Below are 22,679 nucleotides of genomic sequence, written 5' to 3'. Positions count from 1 at the left end.
CACAGAGCTATTCCCCCTGCCCCGGCGAATAGCCCCTTTCTCCATCGAAAGTGTAGAGGTTTTCAGTCTGGATCACCTCCAGCCCCGCCTGGTGCAGGCGCCAGAGCAGGTCTATCACTCGCGAAAAATCGATCTCGCCGCCATCTTCAGCAACAAAACGGCAGCGCCAGTGGTCGGTGCGGAAAGTTTCAGGCAGGCCTTCCGGGTAGACCTTCACCCCCCGGTTGGTGATCATCTGCAGTTTCAACGGAGATGAAACCAGGCCCTCCACCTGGCGCCCCAGCCGGGCGGGGTCGCGTTCTCCTTCGCTCCAGTCAAGGAAAACGTCTACCCCGCACAATGCCTTGCGCGCAGTGCGTTCAGGCGCTCCCCCAATGCTAATGCTGGCCTGCTGAAAACGTGCCGGGCGCAGCCGTTCAGGCTCGCGGCCCAGTCGCTCGATGACAGCATCGGCAAAGGCATCGGTGTTTACCCGCCTGCGGCTCAGCCCCTCCCGGTAGATATCTGCAGTGTGAATGCCATCTTCCAGCGTGCACAACCAGGCGTTGTTGATCAGCGCGGCAGTTTCACCCTGCCCCACGTGCACCAGCATCTGCACCGCCGCCTGAAGCAGCCCGGACGGGTTGGCAATGCCCTTCCCGGCGATGTCGGGGGCAGAGCCGTGAATCGCCTCGAACATGGCGGCTTCGCGTCCGATGTTGGATGAGCCAGCCAGCCCCACCGAGCCGGTAAGTTGTGCCGCCACATCAGAGAGAATGTCTCCATAGAGATTGGGGGTAACAATAACATCCAGTGTTTCGGGGGCAGCCGCCAGCCGCGCCGCGCCAATATCGATGATCTGATGTTCAGCCTGAATATCAGGGTATTCCTGAGAAATTTCACGAAAGACGCGATGGAAAAGCCCATCGGTGATCTTCATGATGTTATCTTTGGTCATACAGGTCACCTTGCGGCGTCCATAAGCCCGGGCATATTCAAAAGCATAGCGGACGATAGAATGGGTGCCGGGGTAAGAGATCAATTTGAGCACCTGGGTCACTTCACGTGTCTGGCGGTGTTCAATTCCCCCGTAGAGATCTTCCTCGTTTTCACGGATAATCACCACATCCATGCCCGGGTGCAAAGAAGTGACAAAGGGGGCATACGCCTTGCACGGTCGCACATTGGCAAACAGTCCCAGTGAAATCCGCAGGGTCACGTTGATGCTTTTGTAACCACCCCCTTGCGGGGTAGTCATGGGAGCTTTGAGGAGCACACGGTTCGCACGGATGACCTCCCAGGCTTCAGGTGGAATGCCTGAAAGCACCCCTCGCCGATACACAGTTTCACCCATCTCAACCACGTCATAAACCAGTGGCGCGCCTGCGGCCTCGAGAATCCGCCGCACCGCGCGCATAATTTCCGGCCCAATGCCATCGCCATATGCCAGGGTAATACGGGTCTGGACCATAGATGCTCCTTATTTGGAGTTAAAAGAGGAACAATATCATTAATTGTATCATCCTCCACCCTCCGTTAGAGAGATAACCCTCACCCTCAACACAACCTCAAAAAGTGGTCTGCACCCGGAGAGATTATGGAGAATCGGGAGTACAATGATTCGAGTTCATCGCTCCAACCCTCAGATAGGGGTTGGAAAAACCAAGGAGAATAACTCATGCACACAACAGACCCCGCATCCGTTGGCTTTGACCCTCGCCGTTTACAGCGGGTGAAGGAAGCCATGCAGCGCTACGTCGACCGCAACCTCATGGCCGGAATCATCACCCTCGTCGCCCGTCACGGGCAGGTGGTTCACCTGGAAAAGGTTGGCTGGATGGATCGCGAGAATAACAAAGAAATGAGCCTGGATGCCATCTTCCGCATTTATTCCATGAGCAAGCCCATCACCAGCACTGCAGTGATGATGCTTTTCGAGGAAGGCCACTTCAGGCTGGGAGACCCGGTTTCGCGCTACATTCCAGCTTTCAAGGACATGAAAGTGTACCAGCCGCGCGGTAATGCTGACTACGACCTGGTGCCCGCCCGGCGCGAGATCACCATCCGCGACCTGCTCACCCATACGGCGGGCCTCAGTTACGGGTTCGATGAGCGCTCCCCGGTAGACGAGCTTTACCGTGAAAAAGTGTGGAAGCGCATGGATACCGACCCCGATGTGAAACTGGAAACCATGATCGAGACCATTGCCAGTCTTCCCCTGGCCCATCACCCCGGTGAAGCCTGGCGATACAGCATGGCCACCGACGTGCTGGGGTATCTGGTGCAGGTGGTATCCGGAAAACCCTTTGAAGTGTTCCTGGAAGAGCGCATCTTCGCCCCTCTGGGAATGAAAGATACCGGCTTTTACGTCCCCGAAGAAAAAGCCAGCCGCCTGACGGCCGTCTATGGCCCGGCAGAAGGCGGAGGTCTGAAAGTCATCGATTCGGCTACCGACTCCAGTTACCTGCGGAAGCCCAAAGTGGCCTCAGGGGGCGGAGGGTTGGTCTCCACCACAGCAGATTATCTGCGCTTTGCCCAAATGATTCTCAACCGCGGCATTCTGGATGGCACCCGTTTGCTGGCGCCAAAAACGGTGGAATTGATGATGATGAATCATTTGCCGGGCAATGGCCGTAAACCCGATGAACCCTTCAACGGGTTTGGACTGGGAGGTTCAGTACTGCTGGATGTGGCCGGCAGCCAGGGTTATGGTTCAGCAGGCAACTGGGGCTGGGGGGGAGCCGCCAACACCTGGTTCTGGGTTGACCCCCGGGAAGATCTGCTCGGAATTTTAATGACCCAGTACATGCCCGGTTTCGTGCTTCCGGTGACGGAAGATTTTAAGAATGCTGTTTATCAGGCACTGGTTGCGTAACTCCGGTAAATCTGGAGCGCTTTATTCTTATTTTTGGAGGGGTTCCCTATGATTAAAATCGCCGAGGTATTGCCGCCGCGCCCTTCTCCCCTGTGGAGAATGGTCAAACAGGTGGGCATCAAATACGTGGTGGGCGGCATGGATTTCAGCCGCGGATTGAATGTTCCCAAAGAGGAACTGCCCTGGGCCTACATGCCCCTGCTTCATGTCAAAACGGCCTATGAGGATTATGGTTTCAAACTGGCGGTGCTCGAAAGCCGCCCCCCCACGAACAAAGCCAAGCTGGGATTGCCCGGACGGGACGAAGAGATCGAATACACCATCACCCTCATCCGCAACCTTGGAAGGCTTGGCGTGCCCGTCTATTGTTATGAATGGATGCCCGTGTTCAACTGGTTGCGCACATCTACCACGGCTCCCGCACGGGGCGGTGCACTGGCTACCGCCTACGATCACAATTTGATGAAAAATGCCCCCCTGACCGAGTATGGTGAGGTAAGCGAAGAAACACTGTGGAAGAATCTGGAGTACTTCCTCCGCGCCGTGGTGCCGGAAGCCGAGAAAGCCGGGGTCTTGCTGGCCATGCACCCCGATGATCCGCCCCTCTCGCCCATCCGCGGTCTGGGGCGCATCATGCGCAGTGTCGAAAACTTCCAGCGCCTGCTCGATCTTTACCCCAGCCCGGTGAACGGCATCGCCCTCTGCCAGGGGAACTTCACCCTGATGACCGATGACCTGCCGGGTGTGATCCGTCATTTTGGAAAGCAGGGGAAGATCTTCTTCGCCCACTTCCGTGATGTACGCGGGACGGCAGAAAATTTCGTCGAGACCTTCCACGATGAAGGCAAGACGAACATGCTGGAGTGCATGAAAGCCTACAAAGACATCGGCTTTGAAGGAGTACTGCGCCCCGACCACGTGCCGACCATGGAAGGAGACAGCAACGACAACCCGGCTTATTCTTCCATCGGGCGCCTGTTTGCCATCGGCTACATCAAAGGGTTGCGCGAGGCAGTCTACAACTCCAGGGAGGAGGATTAATCAGTCCGGGTCATCTGGCCTGCGGTAAGCCACCCCCAGCACATCCAACCGCCGGAGATGCGTGCGCAACCGCCGTTTAAAATCCGCCAGGTCTTTTTGTTCGGGCGGCAACCAGGCAGTTTCGGCAAGCGCACAAAGGCGAGGGAAAGCCATGTACTGGCAATGCTGTGGGGTGGCAATATACTCCGTCCATAACTGCGCCTGAGTACCGAGAACGTGGTGCGCTTGATCGGGGGCGATGGCCGCCGGGAGAGGATCGTAGAGATACACCTTTTCCAGCGGCAGGTAGCCCCCGATGGCCAGCGGTTCTCTGGCACGGTCTTCAGACTGGTAGTAATCCAGGTAGGTAAAGGTATAGGGCGCCATAACCACATCGTGCCCGGCATTGGCAGCGGCAATGCCGCCTTCTTCTCCACGCCACGACATGACCGCGGCATTTTCGGCCAGCCCACCTTCCAGAATCTCATCCCAGCCGATGAGCCGACGGCCCTGCTCCGTCAGAAAGCGGTCAATGCGGCGGATGAACCAGCTCTGCAGTTCATCCTCATTTTTCAGGCCCAGTTCCCGCATGCGCGCCTGCGCTGAGGGGCTTTCACGCCATTCCTTTTTGGGGCATTCGTCTCCCCCGACGTGAATAAACGCACCGGGGAACAGATCGAGCACCTCTTCCAGCACATCCGTGAGGAACTGGAAAGTACGCTCCTCCACATTGAACACGTGCTCATGGATCCCCCATACCTGGCTCACCTCTACCGCTTCTCCGGTGTTGCCCAGATACGGGTAGGCGGCAATCGCCGCCTGGCTGTGGCCGGGCATCTCAATCTCAGGCACCACCTGCACGAAGCGCGCCCGTGCATACTCAACCACCCTGCGTATTTCCTCCTGAGTATAGAAACCTCCATGAGGAATGCCGTCAAATACCAGGCCCTCAAGCTGGCCATCAAAATGTCCCACCATGGTCTGCTTTCGCCAGGCACCCACCTCTGTAAGGCGCGGATACTTCTTTATCTCGATACGCCAGCCCTGATCGTCAGTCAAATGCCAGTGGAAGCGATTCATCTTATGCAGAGCAAGCAAATCGATCCATTGAAAAATGAACTCCAGGGGCATAAAATGTCGCGCCACATCCAGCATCGCTCCGCGCCATGAAAAGCGTGGCCGGTCTTCGATTTCCACACATGGCACACACCATTCAATGCCCGGCTGAAGGGTGGGGCTGTAAATCTCCACCGGGAGCAACTGTCGCAGGGTTTGAAGCGCATAGAACAGTCCACGGGGGGCAGGTGCGCGCGCCAGGATGCGCTGTGGAGATACCTCCAGCCGGTAACCTTCCTCACCAAGCGCAGCCAGGCCTTCATCCAGCCGGAACTCAACCCGGTTACCGCTGGAATTGCCCGGCATAAGCCTGATACCGGCAACACGCGCCAGGTTATCTCGTAAAAAAGCCGCCACGCCTTCTGCCGCCTCATCCGCCAGCAGGGCAGTCTGGGCAGTGAAGGTGAACTGTCCCTCGCGGGGAGTCAGGTGGCGGGGGCGGGGTAAAATCGGGGGATATGCGGGCATTTTTCTACTCCTTCTCGTTGCGGCAACGCTCCACTATGGCTTCCATCAGTCCGGCCTGGTCTTCCATCTCAGCGAGCATGGCTATTTGTGTGCGGGCACGGTCGAGGTTCTGAGACGGATGCGCCACTTTGTAATAAACATCGCCGTTGAGGTAATCCGTCAGGAACCTCAGGGCCTGCTCATATGTGATTAACCGGGCCGAAAAAGCCAGCAATTCAAACTCGGCAGAAGTGAGAAAATCTCGCGTGGCATGCACATAACCACGCGCCAGCTGGGTGAAGAGCGCCAGGTCAAAACCGGCACGTGATGCGTCAGGTTCATCTTCAGCACTGCGAGAGGCAGCCGCACGCACCATATCCCCAAAGTCATAAAGCGCCGAGCCGGGCATCACCGTATCCAGATCAATGACACAAATTCCCTGGCCGGTCAACTCATCGAAGAGGACGTTGTTAATTTTGGTGTCATTGTGCGTGGCACGCTCAGGCAGGCGTCCCTGTTCAAGCAAATCCACAATAACGGGGGCATCGGCCTCGCGCCTCAACAGGAAAGCAATCTCTCCTTTCACCCGGGCGGCGCGGTTGAGGGGATCGGCCTCGACGGCGCGCACAAAAGCCTCAAAGCGGGATGGCGTATGATGGAAACCCGGGATGGTCTCGTGCAGAGATGGGCCAGGCAGGCTGGCAAGCTGACGTTGAAAATGCCCAAACGCATACGCCGCCTGATACACCGTGTGCAAATCGGGCGGCACATCAAAGGTCTGGGTGCGGTCAATATAGGCATACGTGCGCCAGACCTGACCGAATGCATCCCGGCAGGTGAAGGATCCATCATGCGCCGGAATGAGGGTGAGAACCTCACGGGCAGGATCACCCCCGTCCGCAATCACCAGGTGGCGAATGTGCTCCGTCACCCGCCGGATATTCTCCATCACCTTTTCGGGTTCGCGGAACACGTGGGTATTAATCCGCTGATGCACATACCGGCGCATCCCATAAGGCGAATCATAAAGCGCCAGGTAGGTGTCGTTAATGTGCCCATTCCCGTAAGGGCGCGCTTCTTTGAATTCACCCTCCACCTGGAAGTGCGCCCCAACCTCAGCCAGAGCAGAATGGAGAGCGTCAGTCATCCCTGACCACCCGGCGGCTTTCACAGATCAACCACCCGGTGTTCTTCCCGCGCCCGTTCGGCGGCAAAGACCATCCGATGCGTCTCGAGGGACTCGTCCGCCCCGGAAAGGATCAGGCTCTGGTCTCCGGTGGCCACTGCCGAAACAAATGCATCCATCAGACCGTAGTCGCCGCCCCCATGCCCACCGAGGATGCTGCCATCGGGGCTCTCGGTTTCAATGATCTGCGTCTGATCGGTAAGGAAATCGAACAGCTCAATACGTTCGCCATCACCGAAAATTTCTCCGCGGGTGCCAAAGATGCGAGTTTTTCGGTGCGCCGACCGGTTGAAGGCCGTCATGGTGAATACCCCTGTCTTCCCGCCCTCAAACAACAGGTTGACAACCTGGTGATCCACCACATCATTATCGCATTCGTAAACACACCGCCCGTAAGGACCGGTACGCAGAGCCTCGGTGAGGCTCTCTACCGTGGGTTCGGGCACCACCACATCCACCGGCCAGCCCGTCTCGCCGCGAGCCAGCCGCCCCAGGTAAATCTTTTTTGCAGAGTAAGGGCATTGCGGTTCATAATCGCATTCCAGGCAGCGGATGGCATTTCCGGCCTGGGGGGGTTTCTGGTCTTTTTTAAAATGGGTCAGCTCACCAAAAGAAGAGACCGAGCGGCAAGACCTCCCCATAATGTACCGCATCCAATCCAGATCATGACACGACTTGGACAACAGCATGGGTGAAGATTCCTGAGAATTGCGCCAGTTACCGCGCACAAAGGAATGCGCCTGGTGCCAGTAACCCACCGGTTCAAGATGCTGAATACTGATCACCTCTCCCACCGCGCCGTCATCCAGGAGCTTTTTTAATGCGCGCGTGTAGCCGGTATAGCGCAGTACATGGCAGACGGCAAAGAGCACACCATGGCGCTTCACCGCGTTCACAATGCGTACACAATCGGCTTCGTTAGGAGCCATGGGCTTTTCGAGAAGAATGGCATAACCCAGCGCCGCAAACGCCTCCGCCGGATCGGCGTGCATCCGATCCTGAGTGGCGATGATCACCGCGTCCGCCATCCGTGGGCGGGCAGCCAGGTCGCGCCAGTCGGTAAAGACGTTTTCTGGTTTCAGGTGATGGAGCGCCACCATGTGGTTTCGGTTCCATTCCCGCGGTTCAGCCACCCCCACAATACGCAGACGCTCCGGGTGTTGCAGGGCAAAAAGGCTGTAAGTGATGCCGCGCCCACCGGCGCCCACCACCACTGCCGTCACCGGTTGAGAAGATTGTGTCATAGACCAGCTCCAGGGAGAAAACAGGATGAGAAGAACAGATGTACGTGATCTGAGTTGCTTTTATTGTACCTGAAAGTCAGATTGGGAAAGAATCCGCACATCCACTCCGCCGATCTCAACCACCTCCACCGGCATTCCGGTGAATGCATCCCGCCAGCCTTCAGGCAGTACGAGGGAGCGTGGCTCCTCATTTTCATTGATCAGGAACAGGAGCCGTTCAGCCTCTCCCACCCTCTGGTATGCCCTCACGCCGGGGGGTGTCTCAAGCACAGGCTGAACCCCTGCCACGCGCAGAAGGTACCCCACCAGCGCGCTCAATGCTGCACCTTCGAGCACTGTCCCCAGGTAGAACACCCGCCCCCCATGCCAGCGGTTTTCGGTCAACACGGGTAATCCCTTGCGCCACCCCGAGGCATAACGTGCAAGCACCTTCGCCGTGGTGGGGTGCATTTCATCAGCCATCACCGTGGCCTGCGCCCCTTCCAGTGCGGGGAGCACTGCACTGCTCAACCTCACCGGCTTTTCCAGAGGCGAGAGATCACTGATCTCCACCCCCGCGATTTCGGCGAGTGGCCCTGGGCGAGGGGTATCGAAGCTCTTGTTAAATTCATCCACCACGCCCGAGGCCGCTGTAAGACAAAGCACCCCGCCCCGCTCCACAAAAGCGCGCAAATTGGCCGCAATACCTTCATCCACCAGCCAGAGACGAGGTGCAATGACCAGTTGATAACGGGAAAGATCGCCATGCGGGTCAAGCGCATCAGTTGTGACGTTTTTACGCAGTAAATCTTCATGGAAACGGATCACATCCAGATGTCCCTGCATATCCGGCAGGTCAAGGCCGGCTTCCATGGCCCAGCGGCTCTCATACCCCATCAACAGGGCCACCCTGGCCTCAACATGGGTGGCATCGATACGTTCACCCATCGTTTTCAATTCTGCCCCCATGCGTGCCAGCTCGCGGTAACGGCGGTTTTCCTGCCCGGCGTGGGGCAGAATACCATCGGCGTGTTGTTCCTGGCCGTAGCGGGCAGTTCGCCAGCGGAAGAAAATGGTGCCGCAAGCCCCATGAGCCAGAGCACGGTATGCCCACAGGCGCATCCAGCCTTCGCCAGTGTCACAGAAGGCCAGGCGGCTTAACTGCTCCAGCACAATCATCTTCCCCCTGGCGCCGCGGTAATAGTCCAGGATCAATTCCGGGGAACGCGGCGGGTAATGGTTCATCCCCGGCAGATCGATCACTTCGGCCATCTTGAAGTAATCGGTATGCTTGATCGTAAACGACTGAAAGTTGGTCGTCACGAATTTCCCCGGGTCAAGCTGGTGAATCAGCTCACTCCGCCAGCGGGTAAACGCCACATTCAGGTGAGACATAAATCGGCGATACTCCAGCGCCAGCTGGGGGTTGTTGGCTGGCAGAGGCACTTCATCGAAATCGCTGAAATGGAACGACCAGAAATGCTCTCCCCAGCTCTGGTTAAGCCGCTCAACCGTACCATACTTATCCCGCAGATAATCCTGAAATGTCCGCAGACAACGCTCGCAGTAGCAGTCGTTGAACCCTCCCACTTCGTTATCTACCTGCCAGCCAATGATTCCCGAATGACCGGCGAAATGCTCGATGACTGCCCGGTCAATCCGCTCGGCCAGCGCGATGAACTCAGGATGCGCCAGTCCCACGGTATATCGCTGGCCATACCGGTTAACATGACCATCAAAACGCGTATTGGCCACGCCGGGATATTTCTTAAACACCCAGGGCGGCGGCGTGCGCGAACAGGTGCACATGATCACCCGAATGCCATGCTCGTTGAGCAGTTGAATGGCGCGATCCATCCAGCGAAAATCGACCTGCCCTTCACGCGGTTCATACGCGCTCCAGGCGAACTCACCCATGCGCACTGTATTCACTCCGGCACGTTGCATCATGGCGGCGTCGATAGGCCAGCGCGACTCTGGCCACTGTTCCGGATAATACTGCACGCCGAAATACATATTTCCCTCCTCTCAGGGGCTTAATCGGCCTTCTTCAAACGAAGATACCGTTCGTAGGCATCATCCCAGGAAGCCTTCTCCCGGGGTTCAAAAACACTCACCTCGAAGGAACGACGAACGATGGCGCGTCCTTCTTCCAGCGAGGCAATATGCCCCAGCGCGATCATCTGTGCCAGCACATTCCCCACAGCCGTAGCCTCCACTGGCCCGGCTACCACCGGGCAGCCTACGGCATCCGCCGTAAACTGATTCAGCAATCGGTTGCGAGAGCCACCCCCGAAGATATGAATCACAGGGAAGCGCCGCCCGTTGAGAAGCTCCAGTTTTTCAGCCACCCAGCGATATTCGAGCGCCAGGCTCTCCAGAATACAACGCGCCACCTCTCCGTGAGTCTCCGGCACAGGCTGGCCCGTCTCGCGGCAAAAGGCGCGGATGCGTTCCGCCATCGGCCCTGGCGGCAGGAAGCGTCCGTCTGAAGGAACAACCAGCCCCTGCAGTGGACGAGCCTGGCGGGCCAGCTCGGTCAGCTCATCGTAGGAATAACTTTGCCCTTCGCGCGCCCATTCGCGGCGGCACTCCTGTAACAACCACATGCCCATAATGTTCTTCAAAAAGCGAAAAGTATGGTTGAGGCCGCCTTCATTCGTGAAATCATACGCCAGTGTTTGCTCATTGATCAACGGCGCCGGGTTCTCCACCCCCATCAGAGACCAGGTGCCCGAACTGATGTAGATAAAGTCACGCCCTTCTGCCGGAACCGCCGCCACCGCCGAGGCAGTATCGTGACTGCCCACGGCCACCACCGGTATCGGCTGGCAACCCACATCCTCTACCACGGCACGGCGAAGCATCCCCAGCACCGTGCAGGGCTGGGTGACCTTCTGAAAAAGCCCGGTGGGAATACCGAGTCGCTCCAGCAGATCGGTCGCCCAGGCATTCTGAAGTGTATTAAAGCACTGGGTGGTGGTAGCATTGGTAAACTCGTTCGTCTTGACTCCACTGAGCCAGAAGTTAAACAGATCGGGCATGGTTAACAATGTGCTGGCCGCCCTGAGAACCGGCGATTCGGCTTTCACCATGGCCAGAAGCTGATACAGGGTATTCAACTGCATGAACTGAATCCCCGTCTGCCGGTAAATTTCGGCCCGCGGGACTCTTCGGAAAGCTTCTTCCATCATCCCATTGGTGCGGCTATCACGGTAATGATAGGGATTTCCCAGCAGGGTATCATCCGCGGCCAGCAGGGCAAAATCGACCCCCCAGGTATCTACCCCCAGGCTGGCCAGGTCTGCCCCTTCCAGCCGACTGGCCTTTCCAAGCGCGCTTTGCATTTCGCTCCAGAAGCGAAGTACATCCCAGTGCAGGCTATCGAGCACGCGCACCGGCCCGGTGGCAAAACGATGCACTTCCTCCACAGCGAGGTGTACACCATCAAACGAAGCCCCCATGGCGCGCCCGCTCTCCGCCCCCAGATCAAACGCCAGATAGCGCAATGAAGTCGTCATTCATCCCTCCGTGGTTGACAAAAAGGATGGCAGCGGCTCATTCTCCAAAGCCACTGCCATCCATTATAGCCTCAACTCAAATTACCCGTAGAGCGGGCCAAAGGTCGCGCAGGCCCGATAGTCGGCTCCTTCCGGGTCAGCCGTGCCAAAAGCGCTCCAGGCGCTGGGCCTGAAGATGCGTTCTACGGGCACATTATGCATACACACCGGGATGCGCAGGATAGACGCCAGAGCGATCAGATCGGCCCCGATATGCCCGTAGCTTACAGCACCATGGTTCGCCCCCCAGTTGGCCATCACCGAGTAAACATCACGGAAGGCCCCCGCCCCGGTGATGCGCGGTGCAAACCAGTGGGTCGGCCAGGTGGGATCGGTGCGCTCATTGAGCACCCGGTGCACTTCCTCCGGTAAATCTACCGTCCAGCCTTCAGCAAGCTGGAGAACCGGCCCCAGCCCTTTGACCAGGTTAATCCGCAGCATCGTCACCGGCATGCTCCCCCGCGTGAGGAAGCCCGATGAGAACCCTCCGCCCCGGAAGTACCCCGTATTGGCCGGGTACCAGGTGGTAGCCGCCAGGGCGGCTTCTACCTCAGCGGGAGTGATCTCCCAGAAGGGCTTCATCACCGGCTGGCCATCACGTTTGAAGGCCCCGGTGGCATCCAGCGTGGCTGCCCCGGAGTTGATCAGATGAATCACGCCCCCCTCTGCCAGGCCTGTGAGCTGATACCCCGTCACCCGTTTCACGGCCTCGGGGCTCCAGTAGGTTCGCACGTCGGCAAAGATCGAAGCCGCATTGGTCAGCAAGTGGCCAAAGAGCATCGCCGCGCCGTTCAGGCTGTCGTTTTCGGTGGCGAACACAAATGGCTGACGAATGCCGTTCCAGTCAAAAGAGGAATTCAGGATAGCCTCCATGAAATCCCCGTTGGGGAAGTGATCCGTCCACTGGCGCTGCCCCTGGAACCCGGCCACGATGGCATTGTGCCCCAGCGCCTCTTCGCCGAACCCCAGCTCGGCCAGACGGGGGTTTCCCACCATTAAATCTCGCCCGATGAGTGCCATCTTCACCACCATTTCCCAGTCCCGATCTTTCTGCGCCCGTGTACGCTGTTTGTCGGGCGGGTTATGGTCACGTCCCTCTTTACATTTGGCTTTTGTCCAGGCCAGAGCTTTATCATATTCCACAGGGTCGTAAATCCCCTCTTCAATGCGGCGGACGAACTCGGTCATATCCACCACTTCTACCCGCATCCCGAGGTAACTCTCAAAGAAACTCTGATCAACGATGGAACCGGCAATACCCATCGAAACCCCGCCCAGCGAGAGGTAGCTCTTCCCACGCATGATGGCCGCGGCCAGGCCCGCGCGGGCAAACCGCAGCAGTTTTTCTCGCACGTCCGGGGGAATGGTGGGATCACCGGCATCCTGCACATCGCGCCCATAGATACTGAAGGCCGGCAGGCCCTTCTGGTTATGCGCTGCAAGCACCGCCGCCAGGTACACCGCACCGGGGCGCTCGGTGCCGTTGAACCCCCACACCGCTTTTGGAGTAAGAGGGTCCATATCCATCGTCTCAGAACCATAACACCAGCACGGGGTCACCGTAATCGAAACCCCCACCCCTTCACGGGCAAATTTTTCGGCGCAACGCGCGGCTTCGACCACCCCCCCAATCGTACTATCCGCGATCACGCACGAAACTGGTTCACCGTTGGGGTAACGCAGGTTTTCACTGAGCAGGCGTGCCACGGCCCGCGCCATGTTCATCGTTTGCTCTTCCAGCGACTCGCGCACCCCATTCAAACGTCCATCAATGGTGGGGCGAATGCCAATCTTTGGCAGGCTACCCACCCATCGGTTGGTTGTGTCAAAGACAGCCATCAGAACCTCCTGTTAAAATGAATTTTCTCCATGAAAAGCCCGTAATGTTCGCAACATCCAGCTGTAAGGCTCAGGGGCAATCTCCCCGGAGATACTTTGCCTGATTGAAAATACACATCTCCCACCCGGAGAAAGCGCTGTGCAATAATCCTTCACCACTTGCTCGACTTCCCGGCGTGAGCCCCGCATCCATACCGCCAGGGGGCCGCCCACCACAACCAGCTGCTCCCCACATGCACGTTTGAGAGCCGCCAGCTCTTCCAGTGGATAACCCGCCGCAACAACCGCCGTGACACCCGCCCGCACCAGAGAGGCGAGAGAACCCGCCGATTGGACAGGGAGTTCCACTGCTGTCGGAATGGCATGTTCTTTCATCGGGGCAATCAACCCGGCAAGTACCTCTGCCTGCAGAGCATGCCCGGGTAGCCCGCGCAGCATGACCAGCGGAAGATCCTCAGCAAAGCGATCACAGATTGTCCGCAGGGCGGTCACCAGGTGCGGCGTACATTCCTCTCCTCTGCCGGAAGGCTGTGCCACGCATTGTTCCGGCACGAGCAGACTGAGATACACCTCCACCCCGCTGTTCTGAGCCGCCCGCATATATTTCTCGATTCGATATAACCATTCAAAAACGGGAGGTAACGCTCCGGTACGATGCGAGAACAAAAGACACGGAATGGCATCTACCCCCGCACGTAAAGCAAACCCCAGCCAGTCCTCCGGTGAGACATTTTGAGCGTCCACTTCTTCAGCCAGGGCACGTTCAAGTACATATTCCAGGGTTGCCTGGCCGGGGAAATCCAGTTCCAGGTAGGGAATCCGTTCTACAGCTTCGCCATAGAGAACGCGAGAGAGGAGCGAGCGCCCCGCCTGCCGGAAGGAACGCACCGAAGCCAGAAGACCTTCGCCCCCCTCTGATTCCAGAAGGCTGACTTCGTTCCGTAAAAGCGGGCGCGCTATGACCGATTCACTCCGATTCTCCAGAATTTTGGGGCTCACTTCTTCTTGCTGAAGGAGGCGCCCGCAGGAATAACGTAATACCAGCCGAACCGGTAAAACAACCTGCCGTGGTTGCAACGGCCCGGCGGCATCAATACGGCTCAGCAACAGTTGAGCAGCATTGAGCCCCATATCGTAAGCCGGTTGAGCCGCCACGGTTAAAAACGGGAAGAACTTTGCCAGGTCAGGCAATTCATCAAAACAAACCAGCGCAATGTCCTGGGGAACATGCAAGCCCCGTTCATTCAAGGCCTCCAACACCCCCATCGCCAGCACGTTATTGGCCGCCAGGATGGCATCCGGGCGCAACCCCTCATCGAGCATCCGGTGGGTTTGCTCTCGCCCTGAGGGAGCGCGGAACTCGCCATATCGCACCAGGCGCGGATCAAACGCTAAACCGGCTGAGAGCAGAGCCAGCCTGTACCCCGCAACCCGGTCTTCAGCTGTGGAAGCTCCCCGCGGCCCGGTGACCATGGCAATCGCTCTGCGACCCAGGCGCACAAGATGATCCACCAGCGCCCGCGCCGCCCCAAGTGAATCACTGATGACCCAGTCGCCATCCCAGCCGGTTACCCGCCGATCGATTAAAACTGCCGGTGTCTGGTGAATTTGCAACGCAGCCAGGCGCGATGGGTCAGTATCACAGGGGGCCAGAACCACTCCGTCTACCCGTTGCTGAAGCACAGCCTCCAGGTAACTGCTTTGCTTTACCGGGTTTTCATCGGTATTGCAGAGAAGCACGGAATACCCTCGTGTTTGCGCCGCGTCTTCTACCCCACGCGCTACCGTCGTCCAGAAAGCATTGGTAATATCGGGCACCAGCAGGGCCAGGGTGTGCGTCTGACGCACGCGCAGGCTGCGGGCGGCACGGTTGGGCAGGTAACCCAGCTCGCGGATCGCCCTTTCAACCCGCGCGCGCGTTTCAGGGTTGACATTGGCCACGCCGTTAATCACCCGTGACACCGTCACCGGAGAAACGCCCGCTCTCTGTGCAACATCGTGAATCGTAACCATGATTTTTATAAAGGGGGCTGCCCTGCACCAGAAAGGCAGCCCCCACCGAAGAAACGTCAAATCAGGGACAACAGGCTACTTGTAGAGCAACGGTTTAATCTGTTCGGAGTCGATGTTGTTCTTGTCGTACCAGTGGAAGCCGGTATCAATGGTCTTGGGGAGGGTCTCGCCTTTTATCGCCTTGACTGCGGCTTCGACGCATTTATACCCGATCCCGATGGGATCCTGGGTGATCGCCCCCGCCTCAACACCACTGCGGATGGCATCGATCTGCTGCTGACCGGAGTCATACCCGATCACCACAATCTGGCCTTCCTTCTTCAACTCTTTCACGGCGTTCAGAACACCAATGATCGAACCCTCATTCGCCCCAAAGAACCCTTTGAGGTTCGGGTGTGCCTGAATGATGGCTTTGGCAATATCAGTGGATTTCAGCTGATCACCACCGCCGTATTGAATATCCACAATGGTGATCTTGGGATATTTCGCTTTGATCTGATCGGTAAAGCCCTTCACCCGATCAATCCCGGTTCGGCTGGTCTGGTCGTGAGCAATCACAGCCACTTCGCCCTCACCACCAATGAGCTCAGCCATTTTATCGGCGGCCAGAGCAGCGGCGGCAATGTTGTCGGTGGCCGCGGTGGTCAGAGGAATGTCGCTATCCACACCGGAGTCAAAGCCAATGATAGGAATATTGGCTGCCTTGGCCTTCTCCAGCAGAGGGATAGCCGCTTTGCTATCAACCGCTGCCAGACAAATGGCAGCCGGTTTTTTATCGATGGCAGTTTGAAGCATTTCCATCTGCTTATCAACCATGGCTTCGCTTTCCGGTCCTTCAAACGTGATTTCCACGTTGAATTCTGCTGCAGCCTTCTCAGCGCCCGCCTTGACCGCCTGCCAGAACTGATGCTGGAACCCCTTGGAGATGATCGCGATATACGGCTTTTTCGCCGCAGACTGTGTTGGGGTCGCGGCAGGAGCACAGGCGCTCACCACCAGTGCACCCACCAGCAGGGCGATCAAAACATAAACCCACTTCGATCTGTTCATAACAATCCTCCTCTCAACAAAATAGTTGGTTGGCTGTTAAGCTCCGAAAAGAGCGCTTAACCGAAGAACAGGAAGCTTCACTCCTTGCGGCGGCGCAGATTATCCATGTACACCGCCATGACCAGAATCGCCCCTGTGACTACAATCTGCCACTCCTGGGGAACCGAGAGAATACGTAACCCGTTAGCCAACGTGCTGATCACAAAAGCCCCGATGATGGTTCCCACAATGGTCCCCTCGCCACCTTTCAACGATGTGCCACCGATCACTGCCGCGGCAATAGCATCCAGTTCATACCCGGCCCCGAGCGCTGGCTGGGCCGAATTCAGACGCGCCCCCATCAACACTCCCCCTAAACCGGCAAAGATGCCACACATGGTATAAATCACGGTTTTCCAGGCATTAACATTCACACCCGAAAGCCGCGTGGCCTCTTCATTGCTGCCAATGGCAAAGGTATAACGGCCAATGACCGTTTTGGTGAGAATCAAATTCGCCAGAATGGCGGCACCGAAGAGAATCAGGACGGCGTTAGGGATATCAAACCCCGGAATAATCATCCCAAGAATCGATCCCATCGAAATCGTGGCAAATTCGGGGGTGTCAGTGAAGTAAATGGGTTTCAGCCCCGAAATAACCAGCGAAAGCCCCTTGGTAGCATAAAGCATCCCCAGTGTAGCCACGAAAGGCGGCAACCGCATGCGTGAAACCATGGTGCCATTGAGAAATCCGCACAGAGCTCCCGCCGAAAGCCCCGCCAGCACCCCCAGCGGTACAGGTAAATGCCAGAAAGTAATAAAGACGCCGGTCATCACTGCCGAAAACGTCATCACCGTACCCACGGAAAGGTCAATCCCTGCGGTGATGATCACAAAGGTTGAACCAAGCGCCAGGACACCATTCACTGCAGTTGCCAGAAGAATACCTTTGATATTCTCAAAATTGAAGAAGTTGGGCGATGCCAGAGAGAACCCCACAAACAGGACAATCAACCCTCCAAAGGCTAACACTCTCTGCATCGCAGACGAACGAAAAATAGAACTCCCGCGTGCCAGCAAACTGTGGATCATGGATTAGACAACTCCATTGTTCTGGGGTAAGGCCACGCCATTGTCTCGCATGACGACACCGCGCTGAGTGGCCAGTTTCATGATTTTCTCCTGTGTGGCTTCAGCACTGCTCAACTCGCCGGTGATCCGGCCTTCACACATGACCACAATACGGTGACTCATTCTTAAAATTTCCGGCAATTCCGAAGAAATCATGATGATCGACTTGCCCTGGTGAGCCAGTTCGTTGAGCAGTCGGTAAATTTCACTCTTCGCCCCCACGTCAATCCCGCGGGTGGGTTCGTCGAAGATCAAAATATCGGTATCGCAGGTGAGCCACTTTCCGATAACCACTTTTTGCTGGTTCCCTCCGGAGAGATAGCGCGCCTTCTGCTGCACACTGGGGGTTTTAATGGAAAGGGCCTGCACATAATGGTTGGCCGTTTGATGGATCTTTGAGTCGTTCACCCAGCCCAGGGCTCCCATAAACTTTCGGAAAGTGGCCAGCACCATGTTATTTTCCACATCCAGGTCCAGGGTAAGGCCAAAGCGTTTCCGGTCTTCCGAAAGATATCCAATGCCATACTTCACGGCGTCCTTGGGGCTTCGAATGACCGCCTTCCGCCCATGCACATAAATCTCCCCTGAATCCACCGGGTCAGCTCCAAAAATGGCCCTCGCCACTTCGGTACGCCCCGCACCCATCAGACCGGCAAACCCCAGGATTTCACCTTTCTTTAGCTTAAAGCTGACATCTTTAATCACATTCCCGCGGCTAAGATTCCTCACTTCAAGCACCACTTCTTCCTCCTGATGTTCCGGCACATCAGGAGCAGCTTCATAAATGGTGCGGCCCACCATCATACTGATAATCTGATCAATGGTGGCATCCTGTGTATTCACCGTATCAATGGTATGTCCATCCCGCATCACCGTGACCCGGTCGGAGATCTGCTTGAGCTCCTCCAGGCGATGAGAGATGTAGATCACCCCAACTCCCTGCTCTCGCAGTTTGCGGATGATTCGGAAGAGCTCTTCAATTTCTGCCTCGGTAAGGGCCGCAGTAGGCTCATCCATAATGAGCACTTCAGCATTCAGAGAAAGCGCCTTGGCAATTTCTACCATTTGTTGCTTGGCCACCGTCAGATTCGCCACCAGGGTGCCTGGCTCAAGCTTCAAATGCATCATATCGAATACCTGCTGGGCCTTCTCATTGATCGCTTTATCATCCAGCAAGAAGCGAATCTTTTGCCTCGGCTCACGCCCAATAAAAATGTTTTGCGCCACCGTCAGGTGGGGAATAAGGTTGAGTTCCTGATGAATGGTGCTGATCCCCAGGTCTATCGCGGCCCGCGGATTGGGAATCTCCACTTCTTGCCCCCGGACGAATATCCTGCCAGCATCCTTTTTGTAAACCCCCGCCAGGACTTTCATCAGCGTAGATTTTCCCGCGCCGTTCTCGCCCACGAGAGCATGTACCTCTCCACGCTTCAGGTCGAAGCGGCACTGATTCAGGGCATGCACACCTGGAAAATGCTTGTCAATGCCCTGCATGAGCACCAGATAATCTTCCGGGTTTTTATCCGGCATATTCAAACTGTAACCCTCTGGTGAATTTGAATAAGGTAGATCTGAAAACCCGTTCACCCTTTTATGAAAAGGATTAAACGGTAACGATTACATTGTATCGATTTCATCAACCCGATTCAAGTACTTTTGTGACCAATTTATCGGGGCATAATGTAAAAAAAAGAAGGGACGGACCCCTTACTCAAACCTGCCCGCACCGCCTTCGGTACGGAAGACATATACCACCCCGCTCCATTCTTCCCCCTCCAGGCGCATTTCCTCAAAATCTCCCCCGGTATATTCCTCGATCACCCTGTGCCAGAACGACTGAGCTGGCAGGTTGTTCTTTTCGATCGCCACCCGCCACCGCCCCGGAAACTGATCAAAGATCCTTCGCGCTACCTCTCGCCCCACCCCCCTGCGGCGGTATTTACGCATCACAAAGAACTCAGCAATCGAATGAGTGGGGCTGCCATGCCCCTCATGAAGCTCGCGCACCAGAACAAACCCCGCCAGGCGGCCATCTACCCGGATTAAAAACGGGTAACGCCCTGGTTCTGTCCAGTAATGATCCAGATAACGGTAGCCATACAGACCATGTTCGTCTACATCGCTGTTCTCATATTCGCTGAAATCATACTGATAAAGTTCGAACAGATTACGTAACACCGGCTTGTCATTGATCTCTGCCCCTCGCAGTTCAATTTCCATAGGTTTTGCGTCCTCTCCCCAATTTAAGCCCGGAATTCTGGTACACTCCTTGCATCATTCCTTCTATCCTTATTTTACTACCCGGGTCAACCCTGCCTATGCTCCGATTCCGCTTTTCCACTGGTTTTCTCCTGCTTCTTCTCCTGCTGAGTGCTCCCCCGACCTCCACTCAGGCCGATCCACCACCCTTCCAGGCTTACCTGCCAGTGATCATGCGCAGTGAGCCACCCCTCTGGATGGGACCTTTCGGCGGCAGTGTTGTGGTCATTACCCCGGACCCAACCAACGGGTCGGTCATCTATGCTGGCACCTGGGGAGCAGGGGTCTACAAAAGCACCGATGCCGGGGTCAGCTGGTCACCCGCACGGAGCGGTTTATGGAACCTTTATATCAATTCGATGGCCGTTGACCCTCGCAACGGGCTTAACGTCTATGCGGGCACCTATGGAGATGGGATCTTCAAATCCACCGATGGCGGGGCATCCTGGGTTCAGGCCAGCAACGGGCTGCAGGGTGGAGCCATCGTGTACGCTATTGCCATCGACCCCGAAAACCCAAACCGCCTTTACGCAGCCACGCGTGCCATGAGCCGTGGCAACCCGCCATGGAGCGGTATCGTCTATAAAAGTGAAAATGGCGGGGCCAGCTGGCGCGCGGTCTTGCAGAACATTGGCGGAGCAAACCAGCAGGATTGGGTTTATTCACTGGCTGTCCTCCCACGAGATCCCAACTTCATCCTTGCCGCAGCCCACGAATACGGAGTCTACCGTAGCCTGAATTACGGCGATAGCTGGAGCGCTGCAAACAATGGCATCACCGACTTTTCTGGCCGGGCAGTGGTGTTTGATCCGCGCTACCGCAACCCGAGCACCGCATTTTACGGCGTCTGGCATCGCAGCGGGCTGTTCAAAACCACGACCGATGCCAACCTGTGGCGACTGATTACCGATGGCATCATCGACAGCAAAATTTACAGCATGGGGCTGGCGATCGATCCAAACAACCCCAACCGTCTGTTTGCCGCCACTTTTTCTGGAGGGGTCTTGCGCTCGACCAACAGCGGAGAAAGCTGGAGCTCCGTCGGGTTCGGGAACCAGTGGGTTTACAGCGTAGCGGTCAACCCGGCCAACAGCAACCTGATCTATGCCGGGCTTGTCAGCAACGGGTTATACCGTAGCACCGATGGAGGTAATTCCTGGGCCGCCAGCTACCAGGGGCTTTCGCAGATCGGCGTCTCTTCGCTGGTGGGCTTTCCCGGCGACCCGGCCAGCCTGATCATCGGCGCCCAGGGTGTATTACGCACCACCAACCTGGGCGCTTCGTGGGCACCGGTGGGTAGCAGCCTCCCGGCAGATACTGTGAATCTTCTGCTGCAACATCCCCAGAACCCACGCCTGCTCTTTGCTCTCACTCAGGCCAGCGGACTATATCGCATCAATCTGAACACCGAAACGACCTGGTCCAAATTGCAGGAAGTACCGCCCACCCCCGCAGGTGAAATAGCCGCCCATCCGCTCAGCCCAAGGAACGAGATTCAGGAACTTCTCCCGCCCGACGAAACCGATCTGCTCCTCCAGCCCCAGGCTGTACCCGGCGGTGCGCTGCTCTCGATGGCATTTGCCCCCTCCAGCAGCAACATCGCTTACCTTGGCAGTGGCGGGAACGGCGTGTACCGCAGTACCGATGGCGGGAGCACATGGTCAGCGGCAGGGCTTGGAGGGCAAACAGTGTGGGGGCTGGCGGTAGACCCAGCCAATCCCAGCCGGGTCTTCGCGGCTACCAGCGTCAGCGGAACGGTTAAGTTAAGCGAAAATGCCGGGGCCTCCTGGGTAGATACCAGCCTGCCAGGGGCTATCCCTTACACGCTGGCCTTCTCCCCCGATGACCCGGGCACTCTCTTCGCAGCTACCAGCAAAGGGGTCTTCAGCAAAACTGGCAACGGTGAATGGAGCTTACGCGGTCTGAGCGGTGTAGTGGTCACGGCAATCACTCCCCACCCCTCACGGCCAGGGTGGATCTTTGCCGGTTCCAACAGCGGGGCCTACTTCTCTACCGATGGCGGCAACACCTGGAACCCCGGCCCGGCCGGGTTGGAATGGCTGGGAATCAAAGCCATCGTGGTTGACCCCAATAACCCACACTATGTGTACTACTGTACGGCCTCTTCCGGGGTGTTTCGCGCTTTCTTCCAGTAAATACACGGGCGGGTTGTTAACCCAGCGCAACGTCCAGAAGCATCATCAGGGCAAACCCGAGCATAGCCCCGAAGGTAGCCGCATGAGTATCCTTCTCCTGCTGTGCCTCAGGGATGATCTCCTCCACCACCACATAGATCATCGCTCCCGCCGCAAATGCCAGGGCATAGGGAAGAATCGGGCGGATGAGCAACACCAGCGCCGCTCCCAGCACCCCCGCCACCGGCTCCACCATGCCCGAAGCCTGCCCGTAGAGGAAGCTCTTCCAGCGGCTCATGCCTTCGCGGCGTAACGGGATCGATACCGCCGCCCCTTCCGGGAAGTTTTGAATACCAATTCCGAGTGCCAGCGCCAAAGCTCCGGCCAGGGTGGCCGCAGGCAAACCGGCGGCCACTGCCCCGAAGGCCACACCCACCGCCAGCCCCTCTGGAATGTTATGGAGCGTGATAGCCAGCACCAGTAAAACACTGCGTTGCCAGCGCGTCTTGATCCCTTCAGCCTGGTCAAGTGCCATCCCGATATGCAGGTGCGGCAGAAGCCGATCCACCACCCACAAAAACACCCCGCCGAGTAAGAACCCGACCACCGCTGGCATCCAGGCTGGCCCACCGCTCTCTTCGGCCATCTGTATCGCCGGGGCCAGCAACGACCAGAAACTTGCGGCAATCATTACCCCGGCGGCAAAACCGAGCATGGAATTGAGCACCCGCTGGCGAATACTCTTGAAGAAAAACACACCTGCCGCCCCCAGGGCCGTCACACCCCAGGTAAAAAGGGTGCCCAGCAGGGCCTGTAAAACAGGGTTCAACGATGCAAATCCTTCGAATACCATTTTCCTCTCTCTCCT

At 57.1% G+C, this 22,679-nt stretch carries 16 protein-coding genes; 3 read left to right on the top strand and 13 right to left on the bottom strand.

Going from position 1 to position 22,679, the window contains the following annotated elements; genetic code table 11:
• Nucleotides 1-7: 7 nt before the first annotated feature.
• A complete protein-coding gene (locus ATHL_RS00440) occupies nt 8-1,450 on the bottom strand; it encodes an NADP-dependent isocitrate dehydrogenase (protein WP_062188755.1) in 1,443 nt (480 codons plus the stop codon).
• A 207-nt stretch (nt 1,451-1,657) separates the two neighbouring features.
• On the opposite strand from ATHL_RS00440, the gene ATHL_RS00435 reads away from it, so the two are divergent.
• Both ATHL_RS00435 and ATHL_RS00430 read left to right on the top strand, forming a co-directional pair.
• Nucleotides 1,658-2,854 carry a serine hydrolase domain-containing protein gene (locus ATHL_RS00435; RefSeq protein ID WP_062188754.1) on the top strand — a complete coding sequence of 399 codons (1,197 nt, stop codon included), beginning with the start codon at nt 1,658-1,660 and terminating at the stop codon, nt 2,852-2,854.
• Nucleotides 2,855-2,902: 48 nt separating this feature from the next.
• A complete protein-coding gene (locus ATHL_RS00430) occupies nt 2,903-3,895 on the top strand; it encodes a mannonate dehydratase (RefSeq protein ID WP_062188753.1) in 993 nt (330 codons plus the stop codon).
• Here ATHL_RS00430 and ATHL_RS00425 read toward each other — a convergent pair whose 3' ends face one another.
• The 11 genes from ATHL_RS00425 to ATHL_RS00375 all read right to left on the bottom strand — a co-directional run bounded on the left by ATHL_RS00425 (nt 3,896) and on the right by ATHL_RS00375 (nt 19,637).
• Complete coding sequence (locus ATHL_RS00425; protein WP_062188752.1) at nt 3,896-5,458, bottom strand: beta-N-acetylhexosaminidase; 1,563 nt, start codon at nt 5,456-5,458, stop codon at nt 3,896-3,898.
• A 4-nt stretch (nt 5,459-5,462) separates the two neighbouring features.
• Nucleotides 5,463-6,584 carry a phosphotransferase enzyme family protein gene (locus tag ATHL_RS00420; protein WP_062188751.1) on the bottom strand — a complete coding sequence of 374 codons (1,122 nt, stop codon included), beginning with the start codon at nt 6,582-6,584 and terminating at the stop codon, nt 5,463-5,465.
• Nucleotides 6,585-6,604: 20 nt separating this feature from the next.
• A complete protein-coding gene (locus ATHL_RS00415; protein ID WP_062188750.1) occupies nt 6,605-7,867 on the bottom strand; it encodes a Gfo/Idh/MocA family protein in 1,263 nt (420 codons plus the stop codon).
• Nucleotides 7,868-7,927: 60 nt separating this feature from the next.
• On the bottom strand, nt 7,928-9,862 hold the full coding sequence (locus tag ATHL_RS00410; protein WP_062188749.1) for a beta-galactosidase: 1,935 nt from the start codon (nt 9,860-9,862) through the stop codon (nt 7,928-7,930).
• A 20-nt stretch (nt 9,863-9,882) separates the two neighbouring features.
• A complete protein-coding gene (locus tag ATHL_RS00405) occupies nt 9,883-11,367 on the bottom strand; it encodes a rhamnulokinase (RefSeq protein WP_062188748.1) in 1,485 nt (494 codons plus the stop codon).
• An 81-nt stretch (nt 11,368-11,448) separates the two neighbouring features.
• Nucleotides 11,449-13,245, bottom strand: coding sequence for an L-fucose isomerase (locus ATHL_RS00400; RefSeq protein ID WP_062188747.1), 1,797 nt, complete (start codon nt 13,243-13,245; stop codon nt 11,449-11,451).
• Between the two features lie 12 nt (nt 13,246-13,257).
• Nucleotides 13,258-15,258: a LacI family DNA-binding transcriptional regulator gene (locus ATHL_RS00395; RefSeq protein ID WP_062188746.1), complete on the bottom strand. Its 2,001-nt coding sequence runs from the start codon at nt 15,256-15,258 to the stop codon at nt 13,258-13,260.
• A 75-nt stretch (nt 15,259-15,333) separates the two neighbouring features.
• Complete coding sequence (locus tag ATHL_RS00390; RefSeq protein WP_084001051.1) at nt 15,334-16,308, bottom strand: ABC transporter substrate-binding protein; 975 nt, start codon at nt 16,306-16,308, stop codon at nt 15,334-15,336.
• A gap of 77 nt (nt 16,309-16,385) precedes the next feature.
• Nucleotides 16,386-17,378, bottom strand: a complete 993-nt coding sequence (locus tag ATHL_RS00385; protein WP_062188745.1) for an ABC transporter permease — start codon at nt 17,376-17,378, stop codon at nt 16,386-16,388.
• Between the two features lie 3 nt (nt 17,379-17,381).
• A complete protein-coding gene (locus ATHL_RS00380) occupies nt 17,382-18,947 on the bottom strand; it encodes a sugar ABC transporter ATP-binding protein (RefSeq protein WP_201797914.1) in 1,566 nt (521 codons plus the stop codon).
• A 177-nt stretch (nt 18,948-19,124) separates the two neighbouring features.
• A complete protein-coding gene (locus tag ATHL_RS00375) occupies nt 19,125-19,637 on the bottom strand; it encodes a GNAT family N-acetyltransferase (RefSeq protein ID WP_062188744.1) in 513 nt (170 codons plus the stop codon).
• Between the two features lie 98 nt (nt 19,638-19,735).
• Between ATHL_RS00375 and ATHL_RS00370 the strand changes: the two genes are divergently transcribed.
• A complete protein-coding gene (locus ATHL_RS00370) occupies nt 19,736-21,832 on the top strand; it encodes a WD40/YVTN/BNR-like repeat-containing protein (protein ID WP_062188743.1) in 2,097 nt (698 codons plus the stop codon).
• A gap of 16 nt (nt 21,833-21,848) precedes the next feature.
• Here ATHL_RS00370 and ATHL_RS00365 read toward each other — a convergent pair whose 3' ends face one another.
• The gene (locus ATHL_RS00365; protein WP_062188742.1) at nt 21,849-22,664 is read right to left on the bottom strand and encodes a ZIP family metal transporter; all 816 of its coding nucleotides are present in this window, start codon (nt 22,662-22,664) and stop codon (nt 21,849-21,851) included.
• Between the last annotated feature and the right edge of the window lie 15 nt (nt 22,665-22,679).

Source organism: Anaerolinea thermolimosa (genome assembly GCF_001050195.2).
In the GTDB taxonomy this organism is placed as follows: domain Bacteria; phylum Chloroflexota; class Anaerolineae; order Anaerolineales; family Anaerolineaceae; genus Anaerolinea; species Anaerolinea thermolimosa.
This window is presented reverse-complemented; position numbering and strand designations above follow the sequence as displayed.

Bases quoted from the DNA above. Each gene is read 5' to 3' on its own strand.
- ATHL_RS00440 (WP_062188755.1), bottom strand. From the start codon at position 1,450: ATGGTCCAGACCCGTATTACCCTGGCATATGGCGATGGCATTGGGCCG.
- ATHL_RS00435 (WP_062188754.1), top strand. From the start codon at position 1,658: ATGCACACAACAGACCCCGCATCCGTTGGCTTTGACCCTCGCCGTTTA.
- ATHL_RS00430 (WP_062188753.1), top strand. From the start codon at position 2,903: ATGATTAAAATCGCCGAGGTATTGCCGCCGCGCCCTTCTCCCCTGTGG.
- ATHL_RS00425 (WP_062188752.1), bottom strand. From the start codon at position 5,458: ATGCCCGCATATCCCCCGATTTTACCCCGCCCCCGCCACCTGACTCCC.
- ATHL_RS00420 (WP_062188751.1), bottom strand. From the start codon at position 6,584: ATGACTGACGCTCTCCATTCTGCTCTGGCTGAGGTTGGGGCGCACTTC.
- ATHL_RS00415 (WP_062188750.1), bottom strand. From the start codon at position 7,867: ATGACACAATCTTCTCAACCGGTGACGGCAGTGGTGGTGGGCGCCGGT.
- ATHL_RS00410 (WP_062188749.1), bottom strand. From the start codon at position 9,862: ATGTATTTCGGCGTGCAGTATTATCCGGAACAGTGGCCAGAGTCGCGC.
- ATHL_RS00405 (WP_062188748.1), bottom strand. From the start codon at position 11,367: ATGACGACTTCATTGCGCTATCTGGCGTTTGATCTGGGGGCGGAGAGC.
- ATHL_RS00400 (WP_062188747.1), bottom strand. From the start codon at position 13,245: ATGGCTGTCTTTGACACAACCAACCGATGGGTGGGTAGCCTGCCAAAG.
- ATHL_RS00395 (WP_062188746.1), bottom strand. From the start codon at position 15,258: ATGGTTACGATTCACGATGTTGCACAGAGAGCGGGCGTTTCTCCGGTG.
- ATHL_RS00390 (WP_084001051.1), bottom strand. From the start codon at position 16,308: ATGAACAGATCGAAGTGGGTTTATGTTTTGATCGCCCTGCTGGTGGGT.
- ATHL_RS00385 (WP_062188745.1), bottom strand. From the start codon at position 17,378: ATGATCCACAGTTTGCTGGCACGCGGGAGTTCTATTTTTCGTTCGTCT.
- ATHL_RS00380 (WP_201797914.1), bottom strand. From the start codon at position 18,947: ATGCCGGATAAAAACCCGGAAGATTATCTGGTGCTCATGCAGGGCATT.
- ATHL_RS00375 (WP_062188744.1), bottom strand. From the start codon at position 19,637: ATGGAAATTGAACTGCGAGGGGCAGAGATCAATGACAAGCCGGTGTTA.
- ATHL_RS00370 (WP_062188743.1), top strand. From the start codon at position 19,736: ATGCTCCGATTCCGCTTTTCCACTGGTTTTCTCCTGCTTCTTCTCCTG.
- ATHL_RS00365 (WP_062188742.1), bottom strand. From the start codon at position 22,664: ATGGTATTCGAAGGATTTGCATCGTTGAACCCTGTTTTACAGGCCCTG.